Origin of the sequence: Flavobacterium sp. N502540 (genome assembly GCF_025947365.1) — a bacterium.
Lineage (GTDB): Bacteria > Bacteroidota > Bacteroidia > Flavobacteriales > Flavobacteriaceae > Flavobacterium.
Genome location: NZ_CP110012.1, coordinates 1,651,427 through 1,668,814 on the forward strand (window position 1 = coordinate 1,651,427; position 17,388 = coordinate 1,668,814).

The following is a 17,388-nucleotide window of genomic DNA, read 5'->3' on the forward strand; positions in this document are numbered from 1 at the left end:
GGTTGTTGCATTACAAATACTAATGCAACAAGTATTAATTAATTTGAAATGCTTTACTACGCATCTCACAGATTTTTTTAAAATAGTTTTACGATTTTCTTCAAGTTTACCAAGCCTTCTCAAAGTAGTTTCACGTGGAACATTTTTTTACTTCAGATCACTTTCTCTTCAAACAATCCAACTTAATAAATTCAAACCCAAACCTGAAACTTGAAACTTGAAACCTGAAATAAAGAAAATCAAAACAAATAAAGACGCACCTATCGGCACGTCTCTATTTTTTTATCTTCCCATGTAAATCAACAAAACAGAAATATCACTTGGAGAAACTCCACTAATTCTCGAAGCTTGAGAAATAGTTACAGGACGAATCTTGCTTAACTTTTGTTTTGCTTCAATCGACATTGATTTAATTTTATCGTAATCGAAATTCTCCGGTATCTTCACTTCTTCCAAACGAGTTAGTTTATCCGCATTATTTCTTTCCTTTTCGATATAACCGGAATACTTCACCTGAATTTCTGCTTGCTCTAAAATTTCCTGATCCAAATTATTTTCTTCCACATACGCTTTCACTTTTTCAAACTTAAGCATATCGTCTAAATCAATTTGCGGACGAGAAAAAACTTTAAACATTTTATCTCCCTGTGTAATCGGAGCAGTTTCTTTAGCTTCTAAAATCGGATTTGTTTCTGCAACAGAAACACTGGTCTCTCTAAAAAAGGCAACCATTTTTTCAGATTCGTTTAATTTCTTTTCCATTCGACGCAAACGCTTTTCAGAAGCAAGACCAATTTCGTGCGACATTGGCGTCAATCTAAAATCGGCATTATCCTGACGCAACAAAGTTCTATACTCTGCTCTTGAAGTAAACATGCGATAAGGTTCTTCTGTTCCTTTCGTAATCAAGTCATCAATCAATACTCCGATATAAGCTTCATCGCGTTTCAAAATCAAAGGCGCTTTTTCATGTACTTTCAAATGTGCATTTATTCCCGCCATCAAACCTTGAGAAGCCGCTTCTTCATATCCGGTTGTTCCGTTAATCTGTCCGGCGAAATACAATCCCTCCACTAACTTTGTTTCCAAAGTATGTTTCAATTGTGTCGGCGGGAAATAGTCATACTCGATTGCATAACCAGGACGAAAAAATTTCACATTCTCAAAACCGGCTACAGAACGCAATGCTTTAAACTGAATGTCTTCCGGAAGTGAAGTTGAAAATCCATTCACATACACTTCGCAAGTATTCCACCCTTCCGGCTCTACAAATAATTGGTGACGCTCTTTATCGGCAAAACGATTAATCTTATCTTCTATCGAAGGACAGTATCTTGGACCAAGACTTTTGATCCTTCCGTTAAACATTGGCGAACGATCAAAACCATCTCTCAAAATATCGTGAACATCCAATGACGTATACGTCATGTAACAAGAACGCTGATGCGTTAACGGCGAAGTCAAATCAGAATAAGAAAACTTATCCGGCTTTGCATCACCTTTCTCTTCGTTCATTTTAGAATAATCCAAAGAACGTCCATCCACTCGTGGTGGTGTTCCGGTTTTCATTCTTCCCGCTTCAAATCCTGCACGAACTAAATCTTCAGTAATTCCAGTTGCTGCACTTTCACCTGCTCGCCCTCCACCAAACTGTTTTTCTCCGATATGAATTAAACCGTTCAAAAAAGTTCCATTCGTCAAAACAACAGACTTCGATCTAATCTCAACTCCCAACGAAGTTTTGATTCCTTTTATCTTGCCATCTTCAATAATCAAACCTTTGACCATCTCTTGGTAGAAATCCAAATTTGGAGTTCCCTCCAACATCATTCTCCATTCTTCGGCAAAACGCATTCGATCACTTTGAACTCTTGGCGACCACATTGCCGGTCCTTTCGATTTATTCAACATCTTAAATTGAATAGCCGTTCGGTCAGAAACAATTCCTGAGTATCCGCCCAACGCATCAATCTCACGCACGATCTGTCCTTTTGCAATTCCTCCCATCGCAGGATTACAAGACATCTGTGCGATGTTCTGCAAACTCATTGTAACCAATAAAGTTTTGGATCCCAAATTTGCTGCCGCTGCCGCGGCCTCAGATCCTGCATGACCAGCACCAACTACAATAACATCGTATTCTTCTAAAAACATTTTGTTTTATTATTCTCTTCAAACCGTTTAAGGCGGTTCTCAGAATTAATTTTCTTTTCTTTTGTTCCACGTGGAACGTGGTTTTTCTCTTTCAAGTTTCAAGTTTCAGGTCTCAGGTTTCAAGTTTCAAGTTTCAGGCTGAAGCTTCCTGTTTCGGAATACAAACTAAAAACTCAACTTAATTCTTAAACCTTTTCTAAACTGAACCTCTATAAATTCCAAAGACTATTGTTTCACGTGAAACAATCTAAACCCCTACTTTATCAAAAACCCATCGTTCCACGTGGAACATTCAATTCTTTTATACACAGAAATAAACTGTTTACTTTTATGTTCCACGTGAAACACTTTAACACAATCACCTTCTTCTTCTCTTTAATGTTTCACGTGGAACACGTGAAACTAAATTAAAAAAAGGTATTTCATCTACTGTTCCACGTGAAACATAGCAATCTTTTCATCTTCTTTAGATCGCATTAACTCCGCTTCAGCATCACTTTTATCTTTATATCCACAGTAATGTAATATGCCGTGCGCTAAAACTCTCTTCAATTCTTCAGTAAAAGAAACATTAAAATCTTTAGCATTATCTTCTACTCTTTCAACAGAAACAAAAATATCTCCGTTAAGTTCGTTCCCAACTGTATAATCAAAACTGATTATATCTGTTAACGTATCATGATTTAGATACTCTACATTAATCTTATGAAGATACTCATCATCACAAAAAATGTAATTTATCTCTCCTTCGTTTTTGTTTTCAGAAACGATAACAGCACTTAACCAATCAGAAAAAGCTTGTTCGTTGTCTAAAGTAAATTCGGTTTCGTAATTAAAATTGATCATTTTGTATTAAAATATTCTTGAACTTTTTGATTAAAATTCGAGCGCAAAGGTAGTGATTGTCTGTTTAATATCTCCACACTGTTTAAATATTCCAGTAATGAACTCGGCAGTGCGTTTGTTCTATTAGGAAATTCAGTCTTATTAGTTTCAGATTGACGCTTCGTATCTTGGCCTTGTTGCTGAACTGCGTTGTTTAATTTTAGTAATTCTTGCTGAATATTAAGAATACGCTGCAAGTTCTCATTCTTAAAACCTTTATTTAAAATTTGCTTTTCAGAAGCTTTCATCTGATCGATTACAGATTTACCTTGAGAATCTAATCCTTTTTTAGCAAGTTCTTTTTGCAAGGCTTCACGCAATTTTACTTGTTCTTTGTAAATTTCCATGATTGCTTCAGCATCTCCTTCTCCATCATTGTCCTTCATCTGTCCATTACTTTGACCTCCATTTTTATTTTCCTGACCACTTTTACCATCACCGTTTTTACCTTTACCATCCTTACCATTACTTTCTTTACCTTCACCATTTTTTCCTTCACCATTTTTTCCTTCACCCGGTTTATCTCCCATTTTTTCTCCTGATTTATCCCCAGGTTTATCTCCTGGTTTACTGCCAGACTTCATACCTTCTTTCATTTTATCTCCTAAACCTTTTTGTTTTTGGATAATATCCGGTAATTGCATTCCTTGTCCATCACCCGGTTTTGGTTTTCCAGATCCCGGTTTCGACATAGACATCTGCATATTATTTAATAAATCACTCAGAAAATCTGCCAACTTATTTGCAGAAGAAACTGCATACTGCTGATGCGATACTCCTTTTGGAACCTGAACATCGCTTAAACTTTCAATAGCTTTATCAATATTGTACTGCACATTTCCAATTTCTTTGGTTACATCTTCTGCGACTTTTGGGTTACGAAGTGATAAAGCAAACAAACTGTCATCCACATATCTGAACTGTTGTTTCAAATTTTGTTGAATTTTAATGTTCTTCGTATACGCTGACGAACCCAATTTCATTGTTCTAAATTGTTTCATTACATCTTCCTGCGACAAAGAATAGGCTAAAAGATTATCCAGAATCTGACGAAGCATTGCTACATCTTCTTCCATTTGTTCTTGTTCGCCGCCTTCCATACCAGCATCCATTTGTTCTGCCATACTCTTCATTTTTTTAGCAGCACTCTTTTGCTTAGGTTTGGCTGATGCCGAATTCTTTTTACTCAATTCTTCTGAAGCTTTCTGCAAATCATTCTTCACCTCTTTTTCCTTTGAAGCATCATTCGGAATGTCTAGTGGAGCTTTTAATGTTTTGTTTTCTTCTTTCAGATCTTTTAAATCTTCCTGAATTTTATCAAAGTCTTTATTGATATCTTCTTGTTTGTCCTGCGTGTTTTCTTTGTCTTTATTAGAAAGCTGCTCTTGTTTGTCAGCAAGCTTGTTTAACTTTTCAGCAACTTGTTCTGCTTTTTTGGACACATAAAAACGCTTTGTCAATTCAACCAATTGTTCTAAATTACGGGATTGGTTTTTACTAATCTGTTTGAATTTCTCCATCTTATCAAACAGATCTTCGCTATTCAACTTGTCATTTAGATTCTTCAACTCTTCCATTAACTTCTGGTTTTTCTCCAGATCTTTTTCAGCATTGTCCAATCTCTTTTGTAAATCTTCAGCTGTTTTATCTTTCTTATCCGATTGAAACTTGTCCAGATTTTTATTCATCTTCTCTGTAAATTGTTTCATCAATTCGTCTTGTTGTTTCTGACGCTTGATAAAATCATTTACTTTTTGCTGATCTTTAAATTCTAAATTTTCTTTCTCTTTACCGGCTTTCTGAATTTTGTCCATCTCAGAAAACTGTTTCGTTTGATTCTTTAAAGACTTTTCCAAACTATTAATGTTCTCATTCTGCTGTTGCAATTCCATATCATGAATTTCATCAGTGGTAGCAACACGATCAGAAAATACAGAAGACTTTGTACTTTTAAAACCATGAGGTGCATCGTTATCAAAAACTTCAAAATAGTATTCATAAGATACTCCCTCCTGCACTGCCAGATTACTTGGAAAGTTAAAAACGAACTGATCAAATACTCCTGATTTCACAGGTATTGTTCCACGCTTGGCAGTGTTGGGTTTGTTTCTTTCATAATAAACAACCTGTAATTTAGACAAACCATAATCATCGCCTAACCTGCCCAGAACATAATTTTTATCTAACTTCAAACTATCCGGAGCTGGCGCTACATGAATTGATGGGTGCTGATCTTTGATCACTGAGAGCTGATAATCCAGTTTTTCGTAGTTTTTGACCTTATTATTCGAGGTAAGAATTTGATATTCTGTATTTTGACTTATACTTTTAGCCAATTTAAACTCATTTTGGTCTTTATTAAACTTAAAAACCGAGTTGTCACCCTTCCAAACGATCTCCTGAGTAGATTGTGTTTTCATTTTCCAGGTTACCAAAGTTCCTTCAGGCAGGATTGCATTACCTGTTCCCTGAATAATTTCTGCTTTCTTTTTTAAGTAAGATGGAAAATTAAGGACCATCTCGAAGTTTGCAATTGATGGAACTGTGATCACTTTTAATTCGTATTCTTCTGATGAAACTGTATTACCTTCAAAAGAGAAAGAAACATTTTCAACTGGTTTTTCTACTTTGAATTCAAACTTTCCCGGTTGAGAAGATTCCATAAAATAACTTTCATTTCCTATATGAATCATAACATTTTCCGGAACGATCTTACCAACAGATTCCATCTTGATGACAAAATCTTTGTTTTGTTCGGTTTGTAAATTCTGGTTTAGAACAACAAATTTAAAAGGTGCAGGAGGTAAAAAGGTCGCATTAAAGTGCACTACTCTATTTAAACTTTGTGAAATAATAGTACTGTTTCCTGAAATATAAAACACCGCAAAAAGCAAAACCGGAACGATTGCTAATGGTAAATACTTTTTGTTACTGTTAAAATTGATAGCATTTCCGAAAGGAATCGGTTGCAAAGAATTGGCTTTTTGTTCGATTGAAGCCAGCATTAATTCTGAACTTTCGGCTGTATTTCCTGAAGCCGATAATTGCAAAAAGTTAGTCAGCTTATCACTTACTTCCGTAAAATGATTTCCAATAATAGCCGAAGCCTGATTGTAATCTATTCCTTTTTGAAGTTTGAATAATTTAAAAACGGGAAATAAAATAAATCGAAACAAAAGAAAAACTTCTACTCCAACAAATAACCAAAACAATACGGTTCTTCCAAATGGTTTCAACCATAGAAAATACTCTATAAAAAGTGTAAAAAGAAAATACAATAATCCAAAACCAATAAAAAGAAGTCCTCCTTTTATCAATTCATTCGTATAATATTTTTTTATAAACGCTTCTAATTTTTGATATATGGCAGATGTTGTTTTCAAAATGAATCTCTTTTATTTATAACCTATAAAAGTAATAATTTTAATTAGATAATGATCCATTAGATAATTAGTCAATTATATTACAAATAAGAGATTATCACAATTAAAGTCATTTTCTAATTATCTAATTAGAGTCGTATCTTTGCATCAAAATTTAAACAAATGTCAAAGCAAGTTCGTGTGCGTTTTGCACCAAGTCCAACTGGACCATTACATATTGGCGGTGTTCGTACTGCCCTATTTAATTATTTATTTGCAAAAAAACATAACGGTGTTTTTTATCTGAGAATTGAAGATACAGATCAGACTCGTTTTGTTCCAGGTGCTGAAGCTTATATTATGGAAGCGCTGGAGTGGTTAGGAATTGCTCCGGAAGAAACGATTGGAAAAAATGAAAAATTTGGTCCGTACAGACAAAGTGATCGTAAAGAAATATACCAAAAATATTCCGATCAGCTGATCCAGTCTGGCTGGGCATATTATGCATTTGATACTCCAGAAGCTCTTGATGCACACAGAAAGCAACACGAAGCTGAAGGAAAAACGTTTATATACAATCATCATAACCGTGAAAAGTTGGATACTTCTTTGGTAATTTCTGCCGATGAAACTGCTACAAGAATTGCCAATGGTGAACATTATGTCATTCGTTTTAAAACTCCGGTTGACGAAACTTTACATTTAAAAGATATTATTCGTGGTGATGTAAAATTTGAAACCAATTTATTGGATGACAAAGTATTATTCAAAAGTGACGGAATGCCAACGTATCACTTAGCCAGTATTGTGGATGATCATTTGATGGAAACTTCACATGTAATTCGTGGTGAAGAATGGCTTCCTTCTATGCCTCTTCACGTTTTATTGTACAGAGCTTTTGGTTGGGATGCTCCTGAATTTGCACACTTACCTTTGATTTTGAAACCGGTTGGAAATGGAAAATTAGCTAAAAGAGACGGTGACAAACTAGGATTTCCTGTTTTTCCATTGGAATGGAAAACGGAAGAAGGCATTTCATCCGGATACAGAGAAAAAGGATTTTTCCCGGAAGCAGTTGTAAACTTCCTGGCTTTGTTAGGATGGAACGATGGAACAGACAAGGAAATATTTTCTTTAGAAGAATTAGTAGCCTCTTTTGATTTGAACAGAGTTCATAAAGCGGGGGCAAAATTTGATCCTGAGAAAAATAAATGGTTCAATCATCAGCATCTTATCCAACAAAATGATGCCGATTTAGCAAAAAGCTTCTCTCCTATTTTAGAAGAAAAAGGCTTCTCTTCCTTCGTCTCCGCTCAGGAAGACATTGCAAAACTTACAAGAATTGTATCACTTATCAAAGAAAGAGCAAATTTCGTTTCAGAATTTTGGGATTTAACCGATTTCTTTTTCCAGACTCCAGACTCATATGATGAAAAAGCAAGTAAAAACTGGAAGGAAGAAACACCTGCTTTAATGCAAGAATTAATTTCAGTTCTGGAAAATATTGAAGATTTTACTTCTGCCAATATTGAAACCATTGTAAAAGACTGGCTGACTAAAAATGAAATTGGTATGGGAAAAGTCATGCAGCCTTTCAGACTTAGTTTAGTTGGAGCACTAAAAGGTCCTCACCTATTTGACATTGTTGAAATCATTGGAAAAGAAGAAACTATTTCGAGAATTCAAAAAGCAATTTCAACTTTATAAGAAGAATTCCATTTAAAAATAGAAACGCTAAGTAACATCAAACAAATGTTCTTAGCGTTTTTTTAATGTTTTAAAATTTTAAATTGGAAGAATATTCGTAATTTACAGCATCAAAAACTAAATCATTATCACCATGAGTACACCTTTTATTATCATTTTAGTCCTGGCATTTTTTATACTAATGTCCTCCTTCTTTACCGTAAAACAACAATCGTCGGTAATTATAGAAAGATTTGGGAAATTTTTAAGCGTAAGAAATTCTGGATTGCAACTTAAAATTCCTTTGGTTGACCGATTGGCCGGACGTGTAAATCTTAAAATACAACAGTTAGATGTTATTATTGAAACCAAAACCAGAGACAACGTTTTTATAAAAATGAAGGTTTCGGTACAATTCAAAGTTATTCAGGAAAAAGTATATGATGCTTTTTATAAATTAGAATATCCACATGATCAGATTACAGCTTATGTATTTGATGTGGTTCGTGCCGAAGTTCCTAAACTAAAATTGGATGACGTTTTTGAAAGAAAAGATGATATTGCTATTGCCGTAAAAAGAGAATTGAATGAAGCGATGACTACTTATGGTTATGATATTATCAATACTTTGGTGACTGATATTGACCCTGACATTCAGGTAAAAAATGCCATGAACAGAATTAATGCCGCTGACAGAGAAAAAACTGCTGCTGAATTTGAAGCTGAAAGTTCCAGAATCAGAATCGTTGCAAAAGCAAAAGCCGAAGCCGAAAGTAAACGTTTACAAGGTCAAGGTATTGCAGATCAGCGTCGTGAAATTGCCCGAGGTCTTGTAGAAAGTGTTGAAGTTTTAAACAATGTTGGTATCAATTCTCAGGAAGCTTCTGCCCTAATTGTCGTTACACAACATTATGATACGTTACAGGCAATTGGTGCTGATGCCAATTCGAACCTAATCTTGTTACCAAATTCTCCACAAGCCGGAAGTGATATGCTCAACAATATGGTTGCTTCGTTTACAGCTTCTAACCAGGTTGGTGAAATGATGAAAAAAACGAACAAGAAAATTGAAAAAATAAAACCAATCGAACCACAACAATCCGGTTATGAAGATGATATTCAACCGGAAATAAAATAATTTAAAAAAGAAAAAGAGGCTTATTTGCCTCTTTTTTTATTTATAAACCAATTGATAATATAGGGTAAAATGGATTGCAAAATTTGTGGATACGAATTGAAGAAATACTCTTTATAAGAAGAAAATACTCCGTTAATTACATTTTGCGGTGTTATAGACTCCTTCGTTTTTTGAAAACTTAATACTAATTTTTGGTAATTAATATCTTTCTCCAATTTCAGAATTTCTAAATCTCTTTCGATTTCAGCGTACGATGAATATTTTTTTGTCTCCATAATTAATCATTAAAAAATATTTCTGAAAATTTCTCCAAAATTGGTCCTTCTACAAACTTATCTTTTACAAAGAAAAGTAGTATTGTTGCCAAAAGATATATCCCTCCTACTGTCAGGAATCCTAAAGTGTAACTTCCAAACAAATTGCTAAAAGCGAATGCAGCTGCAACAGATCCAAAAAGTAATACCATTCCAACACACAATAAAATCAAAGTAAACTTAAAAATTAATGTGGTCGATTTCATTGCGACCTTAAAACCCCAAAGTTTATAATAGGCCAAATGACTGTCGAGATAAATTTTAGCCTGATCCTGAATATTTTCAGTATTCTCTTTTAATTCTTCAAAAGCCATAGTTGTAGTTTTGGTTAAAAAAAGAAGCACAAAACTTATGATTTAAAAATTGTCATTTGGTTATTCTAAGAATAAAATAACCGAAACAATCCAACAAATCATTCTAAGCTTTGTGCTTCCGGATTATTATTTCTGAAGTTTAGCGTTTTGTGCTTTTAAATCAGCCAGTTTAGCTTCTAAAAAACTAATTACTTCTTCAGTTTTATAACTCATATTTGAAAGTAGCTCTCCATAAGTTCCATCTAAATTTTCTTTTGCATGCGTAAACTTTTCACGCAGTACTTCAGAACTTGCTGAAAGTGAATCTTTTAAATTATGCGCCGCATCATCTAAACCTTCTTTCAGTTTAGCACGAGTTTTAGATCCTTTATCAGGAGCAAATAAAATTCCAATCGCTGCACCAGCGGCCGCAGCACCTATAATTGCTGCTACAGTATTTAGATTCTTTGACATAATATTTAATTTAAGTGATTAATAAAGGTACTCTTTTTTTAAACTATAAAATATTGACTTGATGTTATTTAATAAAAGTTAACACAAAATTTAATACGCATAAGCTACTGCTTCATACTTTCCATCTGCTTTTTCAACAATGCTCACAAATGGATATCCATTTGAAGCCGATTTTGCTTTTATTCTCATTGCAGTCTGTTTCTGATTTGCAAGTGGCGACTCCCCTTTTGTCTTCGTTGATACTCCTGAAAAATTAGCTACTTGTTTCAAACCGGCTGTTTTCTCCTGAGGCAAAACGGTAACAAATTTGTAATCTGACTTAGAATCAACCAGAACTTTATCGCTTATTTTTTTAATTTCTTTTGTTTCTTTATTCGTCAATTGTGAAACTGCGTACTTACTAATTTTCTGTTCTTCTCTACTCCCATCTAATGAATAATAAATTAAATCATTTTCCTGTTTGATGAAATTAACATCCAATTGTTCTCCATTGTGTTTTGTAATTTGGTGCGTTTGACCAATTGTAAGATTTGCAAATAAAAACGACAGTGTAATAATAATATTTTTCATAACTAAATAAATTTAAAATTGTTTGCAGTCAAAAATTGAAAATCAAAATTTGAAACTATCAGTATGAATAATTCTATAATTTTTAACATTATGAAACTACTTTGAAAAAATACTTATCCGCTGAAATATTATCAAAATGAGATCACAATGAAAATTAGAATATAAAACGATTGGCAAGAATTCATTTTCAGAATTAAAACTAAAGTAAAAATGAATCATTTTTAAACTTTAGCCCAACTCACTTTTCGATTCTCAGCTTTCGTTTTAAATTATCGAAAAACCATTTTCAATTTGACATTTGCATAAAAATACGAACTTTATAAACAATTGTGTGTTAATAACCCGTTAAACTGAGAAAAATAACATCAAAAACTAAAATAAAGGCCGTAAATCAACGATTATTCAATAAATGAGTTATGAGGTGGGAGAAATAAAAAATTACCATAAAACTACTCTATTAAAGTCATTTTTAATATAAAACATCTATAAATTTAAAAAACAAAATAGTTTTTATAAATAATAGATAAAAACATAACAAAATTAAAATTTTATAATCAAAATAAATAATAAACTAATTGGTTAAAATTCCTATCTAAATCTTTCTTTTGAACCAAATTCTTCTTCCGATTTACAAAAATTAGATAACTATGAATTTTGCAAGCAATAATGAGTTCTCAATCTAAAAAATATACCCTAAAAATAGCTAAAATTAATATTAGCTTTATTTTTGAATCATTTTTTAAAAGATGACAAATAACTCCACTGATTATTTTTTCTATCTTAAATTTAATTTATGAAAGTCATTTTTAATCTACAAAAACTATAAAATTAATACATTAAATAATTTTTATAAATAATAAATAAAAACTTAATTACAATAAAATTTAATAGACAAAATTAATTATTATAGTTTTCACTTTTCATGTTGCTTCAAAAGTGATAAGATTGAATAAATTCTTTTGAAAATTTGCAAAATCGGTCGAATTCATAACTTTTTACATAATCTGATGTTCAAAAGCAGCAAATCAGACTAAAATAAAAGCTAAAATTAAAATAAAGCTAAATTTTTAACTATTTTTACAAATATGATAAATGAGTCGAAAGAAGTTTTTTTATCGCTTAAAATCAACTTATGAAGGCTGTTTTTAATCTAAAAACTCTATAAATTTTTAAATATTAATAGAAAATACAAATAATAAAAAAAGCGCTTAGAAAAAGCGCTTTTTAATAGATTATAATTATATTATTTTTGAATCATTTCAGAAAGAATTTCAATTTCTCTCTCCGAAGCATTTTTTGGAGGATTTGAATGTAGCTTCAAAATATCTTCTTCAAATTGCTTTCTTAAACTTTCATTTTCTAAATCTCTTAAATTTAAAAGTGCTTTAGATCTCACATAAGTAGATTCACTGCGAAGAGACATCGTGTACAATTTTTTAATATCGTCTTCTTCAAAATCAGGAGATTTCAAACTTGAGTATTTTAGAATAAACTGAGCAAACAACAATGATCCTTTATTATTGTTAATATTCTTCTTTAAAGAATTTTGCAACAACGAAAAACTAGAAACATTTTTGATGCTCTCCCCTATTGCACTTTCAATGGCAATACGTTCTGCTTTTGTCTCCACTTTGAAATATTTATTGATATCCTTCAAAGAATTGTTGATACTATTTTCTTCTTTTTTACCCTTCTCCTCCCAGGCATCTTTTAGTCCAACTGTTTTGTTAAATACTAATTTTGAAGGAGTTGAATCTTTATCCACAGTAAAATAACCCAAACGTTGAAATTGAAATTTATCTTCATTTTGAGCTGTAGCCAAACTTGGTTCAACAAATCCTGTAATGATGTCCAACGAATTTGGGTTTACAAAATCTAAGAAATTTTTCTCTTTATAACTGTCCGGAGCTTCATCTGTAAACAAACGATCGTACATACGAACTTCTGCTTCAACTGCATGCTGAATGGAAACCCAATGTAAGGTTCCGGATACTTTTCTCTGACTTGCTTCTGTCCCGCTTCCGCTTAAAGAATCAGTGTCATAACTTACATGAATCTCTGTAATATTACCTTCTGAATCTTTTATAACACTTTCTCCTTTAATGATATAAGCATTTTTTAGACGCACTTCTTTTCCCAAAGTAAGACGGAAAAATTTAGCAGGAGCATCTTCTAAAAAGTCTTCTCTTTCGATATATAATTCTCTTGAAAAAGGTACTTTTCTAAAACCTGCATTTTCATCTTCCTGATTATTTTCGGCTTCCAACCACTCCTCTTTTCCTTCAGGATAATTTGTAATTACCAATTTTACCGGATCTAAAACGGCCATTACACGTGGTGCAATTTTATTCAAATCTTCGCGGATACAGAATTCTAAAACAGATACACTGATCAGGTTATCACGTTTTGCAATACCAATTGTATTAGCAAAATTACGTAAAGATGCAGCAGTATAACCTCTTCTTCTTAGTCCCGAAATGGTTGACATTCTAGGATCATCCCAACCGTTAACATGCTTTTCCTTAACTAGTTGCTGTAATTTTCTTTTGCTTACAACTGTATGTGAAAGATTACGTCTGGCAAATTCTCTCTGCTTCGGACGTAATTTATTATCTTCAAAAATTTGGTCTAAAAACCAATCGTATAATTCACGGTGAGGTAAAAATTCCAGTGTACAAAATGAGTGTGAAATTTGCTCTAAATAATCACTTTGTCCATGTGCCCAATCGTACATTGGGTAGATTTTCCAGTTATCCCCTGTTCTATGATGATGTTTGTGTAAAATTCTGTACATGATAGGATCACGCATCAACATATTGGTTGATTTCATGTCTATTTTGGCACGAAGAATATGAGTACCAGCCTCAAATTCACCACTTTTCATTCTTTCGAACAGGTCTAAATTCTCTTCGACTGAACGATTTCTATACGGGCTATCAGTTCCTATCGTTGACGGAGTTCCTTTTTGAATCGCCATTTCTTCTGAAGTCTGACTGTCTACATAAGCTTTATCTTTCTTAATTAACAGAACTGCCCAATCGTATAATTGTTGAAAATAATCTGAAGCATATCGTTCTTCTGACCAGGTATATCCCAGCCATTCTACATCTTTTTTTATAGCATCAACAAACTCCTGCTCTTCTTTTTCAGGATTTGTATCATCAAAACGTAAATTCACGGGTGACTGATAATCAAGTCCTAAACCAAAATTTAATGCAATAGAACTTGCATGCCCAATGTGCAAATAGCCATTTGGTTCTGGTGGAAAACGAAAATGAAGCTTGGTTTTAGAAAGACCTGATTTCAAATCTTCTTCTATGATTTGTTCAATAAAATTGAGTGATTTCTCTTCTGATGCCATTATTTTATAGTAATTTTAGCAAAGATAAAAAAGTTTACAGTTTTCGGTTTACAGTTTACGGTTTTCTTTAGAAACTTCTCAGTAAACGTGCAACTTGGAACATAAAACCTGAAACTAAAATTAAAAATGGGAGTTATAAAATTAAAAAACATCCGTACTTTTTCCTACCATGGATGTTTAATTGAAGAAGGAAAAATTGGATCTGATTACACAGTTGATCTAAAAATCAAAACTAATTTACAAAAATCAGCACAAACAGATCATTTGTTAGATACTGTTGATTACGTTCATTTGAACAAAATTGTAACCGAAGAAATGGCAATTCGCTCTCATTTATTAGAGCATGTAGCCAAAAGAATCAATATTCGTGTACTTTCAGAGATTGAAATGATAGAAAAAACTACTGTTTGGGTTTCTAAGATAAATCCTCCTATTGGTGGTGATGTTGAAACAGTTACTATAAAAATGACGGAAACGAGAAAATAATTTTTTCTTTAAAAATGCTAATTTTTTAAAATAGTTACTTTGAAACTTTTGAAATTTAAAGATTTTAGTTACTTTTGCCATCCGTTCAAGTAATGGCGTCGTGGCCGAGCGGCTAGGCTGGGCTCTGCAAAAGCTCCTACTCCGGTTCGAATCCGGACGATGCCTCAAAAACCTCTAAAGAAATTTAGAGGTTTTTTTTATGTTTAATTTTTAGAAAAAATTAGATAAAGATTTATGTTCGAATCCACACGATACTTCAAAACCTCTAAAGAAATTTAGAGGTTTTTTTTATGTTTAATTTTTAGAAAAAATTAGATAAAGATTTATGTTCGAATCCACACGATACTTCAAAACCTCTAAAGAAATTTAGAGGTTTTTTATGTTTAATTTTTAAAAAAAATTAGATAAAGATTTATGTTCGAATCCACACGATACTTCAAAACCTCTAAAGAAATTTAGAGGTTTTTTTATGCCTAAATTTTCCATCAATCTTGTCACTTCGACGCAAGGAGAAATCTTAGCAAGTAACTACGCAACAATTATCCAATCTTTGTAGAGCTTCTTACTAAGATTTCTCGTTCCTCGAAATGACAAAGTTTGCGCAAAATATCGTTGTTAACAATAACAAACAACACAGGTTTTAAAAACCTGTCCGCTTTAGCAACGAAGTAAATCTTCGTAACAATTGTCAATCTTTGTAGAGCTTCTTACTAAGATTTCTCCTTCCTCGAAATGACAAAGTTTGCGCAAAATATCGTTGTTAACAATAACAAACAACACAGGTTTTAAAAACCTGTCCGCTTTAGCAACGAAGTAAATCTTCGTAACAATTGTCAATCTTTGTAGAGCTTCTTACTAAGATTTCTCCTTCCTCGAAATGACAAAGTTTGCGCAAAATATCGTTGTTAACAATAACAAACAACACAGGTTTTAAAAACCTGTCCGCTTTAGCAACGAAGTAAATCTTCGTAACAATTGTCAATCTTTGTAGAGCTTCTTACTAAGATTTCTCGTTTCTCGAAATGACAAAGTTTGCGCAAAATATCGTTGTTAACAATAACAAACCGGACAGGTTTTAAAAACCTGTCCGGTTTAGCAACGAAGTAAATCTTCGTAACAATTGTCCAGTCTTTGTTGAGTTTCTTGCGAAGATTTCTCGTTCCTCGAAATGACAAAGTTTACGCAAAATATCGTTGTTAACAATTTACAAACCCTACAGTTTTCAAAAAAACTGTAGGGTCTAATAAACAAAAAAACCTCTGAAATACAGAGGTTTAATTTTATAATTTGGAGTTATTAACAACTTACTTTTCAATCTTTTCGAAAGCATTTTTAACCATTTCTTTCTCTTTAGGAAACCAACCCTGAATCATTAAAACTACGCCAAAAACCATTAATACAACACTAATACCTTTTTTAATTTTCAAGATATTAACAGGTGTCATTTTAGATTTTAACTGTTTGGCTAATAATATTTTAAGGCAATCAACTACTAAATAGGTAATGATCACCGAAGTAAAAAAAGTAAACATTCTCGAATTCTGCATTTCCAATTTTGGTCCTACAGAAATAATAACCGCTAACCAGAAACCAAGTACTCCAATGTTAATAACGTTGAGTAAAAAGCCTTTTACAAATAAACTGCCGTAGTTTCTTTTAATAATATCACGATCAATTTCTTCGTCGTTAATTTTTTCTTCTTTCCTTAATCTTACGAAAGAAATTATACCGTACGCCAGCATAATAATTCCGCCAAAAATAAAAAGAGCCGGTTTGTCTTTTAAACTCTGAATCAGTCTGTAACTTCCCAAGTAGGCAATTGCAATAAAGAAAATATCACCTAATACAACACCAAGATCAAAAACTAATGCAGCTCTGAATCCTTTCGTAATACTGGTTTCCAATAGTATAAAAAATACCGGACCTACCATAAAACTTAAAAAAAGTCCCCATGGCAGTCCAGCCAAAATATCATTTATCATTCAAATACAATTTCTTATTTTACTTCTTCGATTTTACCTCCAAAAACCGTTTTTTGATTTATTTGCTTCGGTTTTCCATAAATGTAAATAGAGCCTCCTGCGCTCACTTTTGCATCCACAAGGGTTGAAGCATTCACATCTGCTTTTCCTCCCGCAGAAACGCTTACTTTCGTTTGTGAGGTCTTTAATTTACTTGCCAGCAAATAACCACCGGCTCCAAGACTTGCATCCTGGTTATCGGCTTTACCGCTTAAAGTAATTGAACCTCCGGAAACGGAACTTACATTTAGTTTATCAACATTCAATTCAGCAGTAATTGTTCCGCCTTCTTGTGCACTTACTTTAAATACTGTTGCTTTTATAGCATCTTTAGTAGTCACATTTGCCCCTTCATTAACATCTATAAGCTCTAAACGTTTGTAATATACAGTAATATCCAAATCATTTCCTGATAACAATTTAGGAAAAGGCATTCTTAATTTTAATAAACCTTTCTTGTTAACAACTTCGACTTCTGATTCTCTTGCTCCTTTAATCACAATCTTATTCTCGGAAGACTGAACTAATTTTACACTTAACTTATCAAATACTTTAACGGAATCAAAATCACCTAACTCTTTAGTAACCTGACCAAAAGACATCTGAACCAATAAAATTGCAGCTATTATAACTAACTTTTTCAT

Annotated in this window: 13 protein-coding genes and 1 tRNA gene; 4 read left to right on the forward strand and 10 right to left on the reverse strand. The window is 32.8% G+C overall.

The features are described from left to right. Positions 1-282: 282 nt before the first annotated feature. From mnmG to OLM58_RS07320, 3 genes are all read right to left on the reverse strand, one after another. Positions 283-2,154: a tRNA uridine-5-carboxymethylaminomethyl(34) synthesis enzyme MnmG gene (mnmG, locus tag OLM58_RS07310; RefSeq protein ID WP_264531778.1), complete on the reverse strand. Its 1,872-nt coding sequence runs from the start codon at positions 2,152-2,154 to the stop codon at positions 283-285. Between the two features lie 426 nt (positions 2,155-2,580). Next, positions 2,581-3,000 (reverse strand): rRNA maturation RNase YbeY, encoded by a 420-nt coding sequence (ybeY, locus tag OLM58_RS07315; RefSeq protein ID WP_017495758.1) that lies wholly within the window; start codon positions 2,998-3,000, stop codon positions 2,581-2,583. Then, complete coding sequence (locus OLM58_RS07320) at positions 2,997-6,422, reverse strand: hypothetical protein (protein WP_264531779.1); 3,426 nt, start codon at positions 6,420-6,422, stop codon at positions 2,997-2,999. Before OLM58_RS07320 ends, ybeY begins: the two co-directional genes overlap by 4 nt. Positions 6,423-6,584: 162 nt before the next feature. Between OLM58_RS07320 and gltX the strand changes: the two genes are divergently transcribed. Beyond that, positions 6,585-8,108: a glutamate--tRNA ligase gene (gene gltX, locus OLM58_RS07325; protein ID WP_264531780.1), complete on the forward strand. Its 1,524-nt coding sequence runs from the start codon at positions 6,585-6,587 to the stop codon at positions 8,106-8,108. 133 nt (positions 8,109-8,241) lie between these two features. Further along, positions 8,242-9,225, forward strand: coding sequence for an SPFH domain-containing protein (locus tag OLM58_RS07330; protein WP_264531781.1), 984 nt, complete (start codon positions 8,242-8,244; stop codon positions 9,223-9,225). Between the two features lie 20 nt (positions 9,226-9,245). On the opposite strand, the gene OLM58_RS07335 is transcribed toward OLM58_RS07330, so the two are convergent. The 5 genes from OLM58_RS07335 to OLM58_RS07355 all read right to left on the reverse strand — a co-directional run bounded on the left by OLM58_RS07335 (position 9,246) and on the right by OLM58_RS07355 (position 14,237). Beyond that, positions 9,246-9,500, reverse strand: a complete 255-nt coding sequence (locus tag OLM58_RS07335; RefSeq protein ID WP_264531782.1) for a DUF6327 family protein — start codon at positions 9,498-9,500, stop codon at positions 9,246-9,248. A gap of 2 nt (positions 9,501-9,502) precedes the next feature. Then, positions 9,503-9,853 (reverse strand): hypothetical protein, encoded by a 351-nt coding sequence (locus OLM58_RS07340; protein ID WP_017495753.1) that lies wholly within the window; start codon positions 9,851-9,853, stop codon positions 9,503-9,505. 126 nt (positions 9,854-9,979) lie between these two features. Further along, positions 9,980-10,306 carry a YtxH domain-containing protein gene (locus tag OLM58_RS07345; RefSeq protein WP_017495752.1) on the reverse strand — a complete coding sequence of 109 codons (327 nt, stop codon included), beginning with the start codon at positions 10,304-10,306 and terminating at the stop codon, positions 9,980-9,982. 90 nt (positions 10,307-10,396) lie between these two features. Next, the gene (locus OLM58_RS07350) at positions 10,397-10,876 is read right to left on the reverse strand and encodes a hypothetical protein (RefSeq protein ID WP_264531783.1); all 480 of its coding nucleotides are present in this window, start codon (positions 10,874-10,876) and stop codon (positions 10,397-10,399) included. Positions 10,877-12,119: 1,243 nt separating this feature from the next. Continuing rightward, positions 12,120-14,237 carry a glutamine--tRNA ligase/YqeY domain fusion protein gene (locus tag OLM58_RS07355; RefSeq protein ID WP_264531784.1) on the reverse strand — a complete coding sequence of 706 codons (2,118 nt, stop codon included), beginning with the start codon at positions 14,235-14,237 and terminating at the stop codon, positions 12,120-12,122. Positions 14,238-14,363: 126 nt separating this feature from the next. Here OLM58_RS07355 and folB point away from each other — a divergent pair, with 126 nt between their 5' ends. Together folB and OLM58_RS07365 are read left to right on the forward strand one after the other, a co-directional pair. After that, positions 14,364-14,723, forward strand: a complete 360-nt coding sequence (gene folB / locus OLM58_RS07360) for a dihydroneopterin aldolase (RefSeq protein WP_017498764.1) — start codon at positions 14,364-14,366, stop codon at positions 14,721-14,723. Positions 14,724-14,817: 94 nt separating this feature from the next. Further along, a tRNA-Cys gene (locus OLM58_RS07365) sits at positions 14,818-14,888 on the forward strand. A gap of 1,139 nt (positions 14,889-16,027) precedes the next feature. Here the strand turns inward: OLM58_RS07365 and OLM58_RS07370 are convergent. Together OLM58_RS07370 and OLM58_RS07375 are read right to left on the reverse strand one after the other, a co-directional pair. Then, the gene (locus OLM58_RS07370) at positions 16,028-16,705 is read right to left on the reverse strand and encodes a LysE family translocator (protein ID WP_264531785.1); all 678 of its coding nucleotides are present in this window, start codon (positions 16,703-16,705) and stop codon (positions 16,028-16,030) included. 14 nt (positions 16,706-16,719) lie between these two features. Next, the gene (locus OLM58_RS07375; protein WP_264531786.1) at positions 16,720-17,388 is read right to left on the reverse strand and encodes a head GIN domain-containing protein; all 669 of its coding nucleotides are present in this window, start codon (positions 17,386-17,388) and stop codon (positions 16,720-16,722) included.

Bases quoted from the DNA above. Each gene is read 5' to 3' on its own strand.
- OLM58_RS07335 (WP_264531782.1), bottom strand. From the start codon at position 9,500: ATGGAGACAAAAAAATATTCATCGTACGCTGAAATCGAAAGAGATTTA.
- OLM58_RS07345 (WP_017495752.1), bottom strand. From the start codon at position 10,306: ATGTCAAAGAATCTAAATACTGTAGCAGCAATTATAGGTGCTGCGGCC.
- OLM58_RS07340 (WP_017495753.1), bottom strand. From the start codon at position 9,853: ATGGCTTTTGAAGAATTAAAAGAGAATACTGAAAATATTCAGGATCAG.
- OLM58_RS07375 (WP_264531786.1), bottom strand. From the start codon at position 17,388: ATGAAAAAGTTAGTTATAATAGCTGCAATTTTATTGGTTCAGATGTCT.
- mnmG (WP_264531778.1), bottom strand. From the start codon at position 2,154: ATGTTTTTAGAAGAATACGATGTTATTGTAGTTGGTGCTGGTCATGCA.
- ybeY (WP_017495758.1), bottom strand. From the start codon at position 3,000: ATGATCAATTTTAATTACGAAACCGAATTTACTTTAGACAACGAACAA.
- OLM58_RS07330 (WP_264531781.1), top strand. From the start codon at position 8,242: ATGAGTACACCTTTTATTATCATTTTAGTCCTGGCATTTTTTATACTA.
- folB (WP_017498764.1), top strand. From the start codon at position 14,364: ATGGGAGTTATAAAATTAAAAAACATCCGTACTTTTTCCTACCATGGA.
- gltX (WP_264531780.1), top strand. From the start codon at position 6,585: ATGTCAAAGCAAGTTCGTGTGCGTTTTGCACCAAGTCCAACTGGACCA.
- OLM58_RS07370 (WP_264531785.1), bottom strand. From the start codon at position 16,705: ATGATAAATGATATTTTGGCTGGACTGCCATGGGGACTTTTTTTAAGT.
- OLM58_RS07350 (WP_264531783.1), bottom strand. From the start codon at position 10,876: ATGAAAAATATTATTATTACACTGTCGTTTTTATTTGCAAATCTTACA.
- OLM58_RS07355 (WP_264531784.1), bottom strand. From the start codon at position 14,237: ATGGCATCAGAAGAGAAATCACTCAATTTTATTGAACAAATCATAGAA.